The organism is Bartonella phoceensis (genome assembly GCF_902825145.1).
GTDB classification, from domain to species: domain Bacteria; phylum Pseudomonadota; class Alphaproteobacteria; order Rhizobiales; family Rhizobiaceae; genus Bartonella; species Bartonella phoceensis.
Map to the genome: position 1 here is coordinate 37,331 of NZ_CADEAD010000008.1, position 7,781 is coordinate 45,111.

Sequence of the window (7,781 nt, forward strand, 5' to 3'; positions counted from 1 at the left end):
AAATTTAAAGATATCATTGTACGGCGTTCCTTGGTGAAGATGCTTTTTTACCAATCCTCTGGTCAGTTGGTCAATCACTTTGGGGAATCGGGTGCGCGCTCATGGTTTGAAAGCTGCTCCTTTGTAAGTTATGCTGCCATTAAAGATCTCCAAACAGCTAAAGACATTTCAGAGCGTTGTGGTCAAATGACCGTTGAAGTAGCTGGTACAAACAAATCGAGAGGTTTATCTTTAGGAAAAAGCTCTTACAACATCAACTACCAACAAAGAGCATTGATTTTACCACACGAAATTATTCAAGAAATGCGTCAAGATGAACAAATTATTCTTATGCAAGGACAGCCTCCCTTACGATGTGGTAGAGCAATCTATTTTAGAAGAAAAGAAATGTTAGCGGCTGCTGAAAAGAACCGTTTTGCCCCACAAGCAAAGAAAAAATAAAAAAGGCCTTCTCATGTGTATGGACCATTAAAGCCACAAAAACAACCGCATAGAAGGTAAAAAGTGCACGTTCTCTCTCCTCACAACTCATTAAAAAGGAATTTCTAGACGATTTAACAAGAAAAATCCTTAATTTTTTGTTTTGATGCGTGTGGCTATCAATGCCAACATTCTTTAAGAGGAGTCGCGCAATAATCCAAAAATTAATAGCAATCATATCTACATTTTCAACACCCCTCAAAGAACTTTTGAATGCAGCTTTTTTGAAGAAAAAGCGTTTAGAAAGCTCTGTCTGTTTAACAATAATAATTTAAGAATGAAAAATGCAGCGGAGAGTGTTTATACAAAAAAATAAAAAAGTAAAATATGCATCAAAACGACCTACACGGATCATTTTGTATTCCTCACACAAAAAGAATTACGAAAGCACCGTGAAACGGTTGATATAATCCAAAACCTACAGACTTGAGGTAATAATACATCCTCCTAAAATGCCTGAAATCTCGAAAGAGTATGCAAAGGGGTACTTTTTGCGCAAAAAATTCAATACTCTTTCATCAGCTATCCTATCCTACAAGGAGAGAATATATGTTAGAGCATAATTACCTATATAAGAATAGTACAACACTAAAAAATAAATACGGTATTAAAAACCCACAAAAATTTTATGAACGCTGTACCCATAACGCAGACCGAGCGGCAGTAAATTTCCGCTATGAACCACTACCACAAAGATTTGATGCTGCCTATCTAAAATTAATTCACTGGAACCTTTTCCATGAGAGTTTTGAATGGGCTGGACAGACTCGCGATATCACTTTTACATTTGAAGATGGGAGCACAGCGCGTATGCCAGCTATACGACCAAAAGGCTATGAAGTTCCTTTTGCCATCGGTTCACAGATTCAAAAAGATCTTAAGAAATTAGAGAAAATACTTCTTGAAAAGAATAATTTACGAGGTCTATCGCGCAAAGAATTTGCTGAAAATGCTACTGAAGTCTTTATGCTTCTCGACCACGCGCATCCTTTCAGAAAAGGGAACGGGCGTACACAACGAATGTTTATGGAAAAACTTGGACAAGCTGCAGGCCATCCCATTGACTTTTCCTTTATAACAAAAGAACGCTTGACACATGCCAGTATTGAAGCAATGCAACATGGCAATTCAGAACCGATGCAACATCTCTTTGAGGATGTTACCCATCCGCAAAAATCACTTGTTTTGAAGGAATTTGTTTCTCAGATGAAGCATTCTGGACTTGAAGAAATCAATAATTGCATGGTCATCGCCGCAAAAGAAGGTGTGTCTTATGATGGTATTTACAGAGATTGTGCAGCAGAAGGTTTTGTTATAGAGGTAGGAGATATTTTTGTTGTTGCCCACAAAGATGATCTACCCCCAGAATACGTGAAAGAACTACGCAACGGTGACTATCTCTCTTTTCAAAAGTCCAATGTTCAAAACTTACAAGAAATACTCATTCCCGCAGAAAAATTAGCACCTCTCACAGAGGGTGAATTGTGTGAAAAAATTGCAAACAATCCTTATGTCAAAGCATGCCGAAAAGAAATTGAGCAATTGTCAAAGACTGTTTATGGCAACCGGAAAATCTTAAGTATGAAAATGGATATGATAGATGCAAATCCAGGATTGGGTAGAGTATTTGCCAATCAGATTGCCCAAAATCCTGAATCAGTCTGTAAGCTTGCAGGTATGAAAATATTTTGTCTGAATAGCCCAGAACGCAGACGGGCTAAACAGGCAGTTCCACAACTCAGTAAAATGATCAAGAATTATGTTATAGTAACGCAACAAACCAAGGAGGAAATTCTAGAGCAACATCAAAGAGAACAAAACCGTCTAGGCAAATCCGTCAAAAAACCAGGGAAAGAATTGCAAAACCTTTTCTCCTTACCACCACAAAAACAAACAGACGTCCTCTCTCGTTCCACAACACTGCAACGACAACTCCATATTTTTTGGCGTCAATTACAAAATCGTCTATCATCAGAAGATCATAAAGCCATAAAGGAAAACAATTGTACAAAACTTTCTCGTCTTCTTGGTATATCAGAAAGCAAAGCTAAGGAAATTTCTCAAACTGTGCAACGCATGAAAGTAGCACAATATCAGACACGCTCCTTTAGGGTTAATCGTATTCCATCCATGTCTTTTAGCAATTAAACATGGATATGGTTTTCTTTTTGTATCTGATTGCTTGAAACAAAGTATTTTATGTAAATTGTACTCAGTGTTGTTGCCCAATGTGACAGAAAATCTTTATCACAATAAACCTCATAATTTTATAGAATACATGAATAGAATATCACAAAAAAACTGTATTAAAGACACAAATGTCTATTACAGATAAATGTGAATAGCGGACGATTTTTTAGAGATCATTCAAAGCAACGCTCTTCTTTGTATAAAAGCTATCAAAGCATTTAGATGATGGAGAATGCGCCAAAGAAGTTTTCTAAATAAAAAAAACTAAAAGGAAGCAAATATGAAAAAAAATAATCCTTCCCGTCCTCCATTTAATCCAGAAGAACTGTATGCACGGGTTAATAAACAAGGAAGAACACAGCATCCAAATCAGCCGGAGGAAGTTGTCTACGCAGATCTTAATCTACCAGGATCGAGTGGCAACCGTGAATCAGAGGAAGTTGTCTACGCAGATCTTAATCTACCAGAATCCAGTAGCAGCCCTAGAACACCAAAACCAGAGGAGCCAATATACGCAACGGTTAGACCAAGAGGACCTGGTGGTGGAAATAACCGAGAGGAGCCAACATACGCAACGGTTAGACCAAGAGGACCTGGTGGCGGATATGGATCAGAGCAAGCCTCTCCATATGCGGATTCGCCAAAAAGAGAAGGACCTCTTACGAGAGGAGCGGTTACGAGAGGGCTTCAAAGGAACGATCTCATCCAAAGTGGTCAAGAAGAAATTAGAAAATTGTGTGAAGTTGTTTATGGTAACAGAAACGCTTTGGACGGAACACTTGAAAAACTTCTTATTAATCCGAGTCAAGCAGAGCAACTCTCGTGGTCTCTTGCTGAAAATCCTGAAGGTCCTGGACCACTTTCAGGGAGAAAAGTGCTTGGCGTGAAAAATCAAGAGCGCAAAAACGCTGAAGATGGTTTTGTCAAACTGTGTGCAGCTTTTGATAGACATGCAGAAAATGTACAAGCGGTAAAACAAGAATTATTTCGTCCTGAGCCTCAAGAACACAAAGCACTTCAGAGGCGAGGTGCCGTCAGACATCATAAAACACAAGAACAAACTGCCGGAGACCAGGAGCAAACACGCAAATCTCCCTCAAAAGGAATGGGCATGGCTCTATAAGCATGCATAATGTAATGCGTAAAAGCTTTTGTCTTTAATTTAAGCTCTTGGCATAAATTGTTTTATTTTGGTTATGTCAAGAGACGGGGGATGGGATATTGCAAGAAATATCCAATAAAAAATAGCCCCTAATTTTTATAACGTTTTGATATTAAAAATTAAAAAAACATATTTCTTCATATTACAAATAGCACAAATCCTTTGGAGGTCATCAAATTTGATATTTCCTTTGTATCAGAATTATAAAAACATAAAGGTGAAGCATGCACCAAAGAAGTTTTCTGAAAGATTATTGAAAGGAAACATACATGAAAAAAAATCAACCATCCCCTTCTCCACATTTTTCGGTAAAAGAACTCATAAAATACTATGAAGCGACTGCCGCACAATCATCTGTAGGAGAATCCTCTCGTACAACAGGCGTCGACAACCACAAAAGCCCACTTCCTACGCCAAAAAAAGAAGAGAAAAATATCTCTCCTTTGAAAGAAAGTACTACAGCAGCGAATAAAGAAGAACATACATACGCATCGATTGTTATAAAAAATCCGCAAAGAGAGAGAGCCACTGAGGAGAAAAGCCCAGAAAAGACTATATACACAATAATTGCTCCACCAAGGAGAGCCCCTGCCCCCTCAGAGGAAACAATTACGCGCCTCATACCGCATGATCCGTGGGTCAAATCGTATGAAAAAGAAATTGCCTTCTGGTCTGCTGAAACTTTTGGCAAAAAAGATATTTTGCAGGAAAAGGCTAAAGAAATTCGGCACACCCCCTCTCTAGGAGAAAAGCTTTCATGGCAACTTGCAGGACATCATGACCAGTTCGGTAAACTTGCTGGTATCAACGTATGTGGCATAAAAAATAAAACACGCAAAAAAGCTGAAAAGAGTTTGATTATCCTGTGTGATGTTCTTAATTGTTACGGGGAAGCTGTAAAAGTTGCAAGGGAAAGTCTGCATCTTCACCCACAATTAGAATTAAGGCGCTACGAGGAAATCTTAGGTAGTAATAAACTGTCCCAAATCTTACAAGACTCATATTGTATCAGAGGGGAGAGCGGATTCCTTTCAAAGGAAGAAGTTATTGAAATAACTAAACAAAATTCTGCAGTTAAAAGATCTCAAGAACAAATAGAAAATTTGTGTACAACTGTTTTTGGAAAGGCAGATACTTTAAAGAAACAAATTGCAGATATATTGGGTGATCCTTCTATGGCAGTTGACATCACACAGCAACTTGCAGAAGAACCTCGTTCTTTTTATAAACTTGCTGGTCTCAAGGTATGTGGCTTTAAAAATCACGCACGCAAACACGCTGAAGAAACGATACCGCAACTGGTGGCAGCTGTGAATAATCTTGCCGAGACCATACAGCAGGTACAAGAAGGTATCTTACCGACGCATCAGAAGGCACAAGAATCTAGAAAACCGTTTTTTGTATTCTCTCAAAACCTCCACAAACAACGAGGCTTTTCGAAGGATTCTCCATCTCCTGAGTGTTCATCAACAGAGGTCCCTGAAACTTCTAAACATAAACATGAAAAAGTACAAAATGTTCGGCCACGCAAAGCTCCCGAATCAAAAACGCTAGCTTTTGCCAGCTAAGCTTGCATAAATGAGATAAGCTGCAGCTTTTAATTTGGTTTCTTAGCGTGAATTTTATAAGATAATTTGCGCCAAAGGTGTCGTATAATAATATCGTTCAGATTAAAGGATTCTTTTGCATAAAAACTATCCAATAAAGGGCATAAGAAATACCCTAAAGGAGTTTTCTAGAAAGATATTGTAAAAGCTTGAAAGGAACAAATGTATGGGAAAAAAACACCCTGAAAAATCTAGCACAGCATCTTTTAATTTAGAGGCTCTCAATACAGCAACCACAACACAAAGATCGCCTCTCTCGCATAAGAAAACCATTGATAAGACGCAATATAATCCAATGACCGGCCTACAAATGGAAAAAATCCAACGTTGGTCCAAAACTGTCTATGGCAATGAAGATATGTTTTTAAATTCAGAGCCTTCACACACAACAACTACACCACAAAGACCACCTCTCTCAAAAGAAGAAATGATTAAAAGGGTGGAAAGTGATCCAGCAGTCAAAGTGTGTGCAGAAAAAATCCAACGTTGGTCTAAAACTGTTTATGGTTATAAGCATGCCTTACGTAAAGAAACGAACAAGATCCTCAAAAATCCTGCGATAAAAGATTCACTTTTAAGACGCGTGGCAAACAGTCCTGCCTCTATTCATGGTCTTGCAGGTATGGAAGTATGTGGTTTGAAAACAACCTCACGTAAACAAGCTGAAGAAGGTCTTTCCTACTTACATTCCACCATTAATGTTTATGCAGCAGCTGTAGAATATGCATACAAAAATATGGGCATCAGGATTCCAAAACAAAATGCAGTGATGGAACGAAGCCTAGGAAAATCATCTGATGCTAGAAAAAAGGCAGAATCTCTCTTAAACGAAAGGATAACCCATTTATTAGTCCAAAGTAATCCATCTGTTCAAAGATATTACACACGAACCGAACATTGGAGCCAAGTTGTATATGGCAACGCGCACGTTTTTCAGAAGCAAATGGAGGATATTCTAAAAGATCCTGCTGCGGGAAAGCAACTTTTACAGGATCTTACTAAAAAACCTGCATCTTTTCATAAACTCGCCGGTCATAACATCTGCGGCTTTAAAAGTAATACGCGCATATGTGCTGAGGAGCGTGTGGTATACCTGTGTGAGGCTCTTGAAAATTACCTATCTGCTGTAAAGCAAGCAAAAGAGCGTATTATAAAAAAACAACAAACACAACAAAAACGTTTTGGTATGTCAAAAAGCCAGCAACAAGAACTGAGACAAAAGCTTCCGACAATCCCAGAAGAGCAATACGCTCCACAGCATGACACGCAACCAAACGAATCTGGAGTTACAGCAGCACAAAAAACATCTCTCTCAAATGAGCAGATTGCTCGTTTACGCAATTCCCCATCTGTTCAAGAACATTACGTACGAGTCAGATATTGGAGCCAATCTGTATATGGCAGCCCGAATATTTTTCAAACAGCAATGGAGGATATTCTAAAAAATCCTGCTATGGGAGAACAACTTTCACAGAAGATTGTTGAAAAACCTGCATCCTTTCATAAACTTGCCGGTCATAACATATGCGGCTTTAAAAGCGCTGCGCGCGTACATGCTGAAAATTATCTCTCATACCTCAACGAGGCTATAGAACGTTACACACTTGCTGTAAAAGATGCAAAAGCAGCTATCTTACAAGAACAGCAACAGATTTCACAGCCTGGTATGCAAGCAAGCAAATCGGCAGTTACAACAGCGCAGGCAACAGTTTCTCCACCAAAAGCTCCTCTCTCAAATGCGGAAGTGATTGCCGCGGTTAGAAATGACGATAATGTTCAAAGGCAACACAGACGCGTTAGATATTGGAGCAACTCTGTATTTGGCAACGAGAATGTTTTTCGGCAGCATATGGAGAATATTTTAACAAGTCCTGAAACAGCAGAACAACTTTTACAGGATCTCACAACAAGTCCTACATCTTTTCATAAACTCGCCGGTTATAGCATCTGCGGCTTCAGAAGTCGTGCACGTCGAAATGCTGAAGAGTCTCGACAACACCTTCAGCACGCTGTGAAAGCTTACGCAGCCGCTGTACAAGAAGCACGAGAAGATATTACACAAGCACAAGAAGTACAACAAAGATGCGTTGATGCGTCAGAAAGCCAGAAACAAGAGATTACACAAAAGATTCAGAAATCTCAAGAAAGGCAACAGACTCAACACCAAAGAGGTAAAGGCGAAAAAGGAGTAGTTTTCGCTCTTTGAAGAAAGATGAAATAAGATTTAGTTTTTAAGCAGATTTTTGGTGCAAATCGTTTTGAAGAATTTGCACCAAAAAGAGAGTGTAATGGTGGAGCAAAAGCTCACTAAGATATTGCTATAACTTATTGATTAAATTTTA

The 7,781-nt window shown here is 38.8% G+C and carries 4 protein-coding genes and 1 pseudogene; all 5 read left to right on the forward strand.

Going from position 1 to position 7,781, the window contains the following annotated elements; genetic code table 11:
• Positions 1 to 39: 39 nt before the first annotated feature.
• Positions 40 to 441, forward strand: a pseudogene (locus J7R07_RS07100) (type IV secretory system conjugative DNA transfer family protein); the annotation flags it as partial.
• A gap of 588 nt (positions 442 to 1,029) precedes the next feature.
• Complete coding sequence (locus J7R07_RS07105; protein WP_208436176.1) at positions 1,030 to 2,628, forward strand: BID domain-containing T4SS effector; 1,599 nt, start codon at positions 1,030 to 1,032, stop codon at positions 2,626 to 2,628.
• 322 nt (positions 2,629 to 2,950) lie between these two features.
• Positions 2,951 to 3,793 carry a BID domain-containing T4SS effector gene (locus tag J7R07_RS07110; RefSeq protein ID WP_208436177.1) on the forward strand — a complete coding sequence of 281 codons (843 nt, stop codon included), beginning with the start codon at positions 2,951 to 2,953 and terminating at the stop codon, positions 3,791 to 3,793.
• Positions 3,794 to 4,101: 308 nt separating this feature from the next.
• Positions 4,102 to 5,400, forward strand: coding sequence for a BID domain-containing T4SS effector (locus J7R07_RS07115; RefSeq protein ID WP_208436178.1), 1,299 nt, complete (start codon positions 4,102 to 4,104; stop codon positions 5,398 to 5,400).
• Between the two features lie 205 nt (positions 5,401 to 5,605).
• Positions 5,606 to 7,645: a BID domain-containing T4SS effector gene (locus J7R07_RS07120; RefSeq protein ID WP_208436179.1), complete on the forward strand. Its 2,040-nt coding sequence runs from the start codon at positions 5,606 to 5,608 to the stop codon at positions 7,643 to 7,645.
• The last annotated feature ends 136 nt before the right edge of the window (positions 7,646 to 7,781 follow it).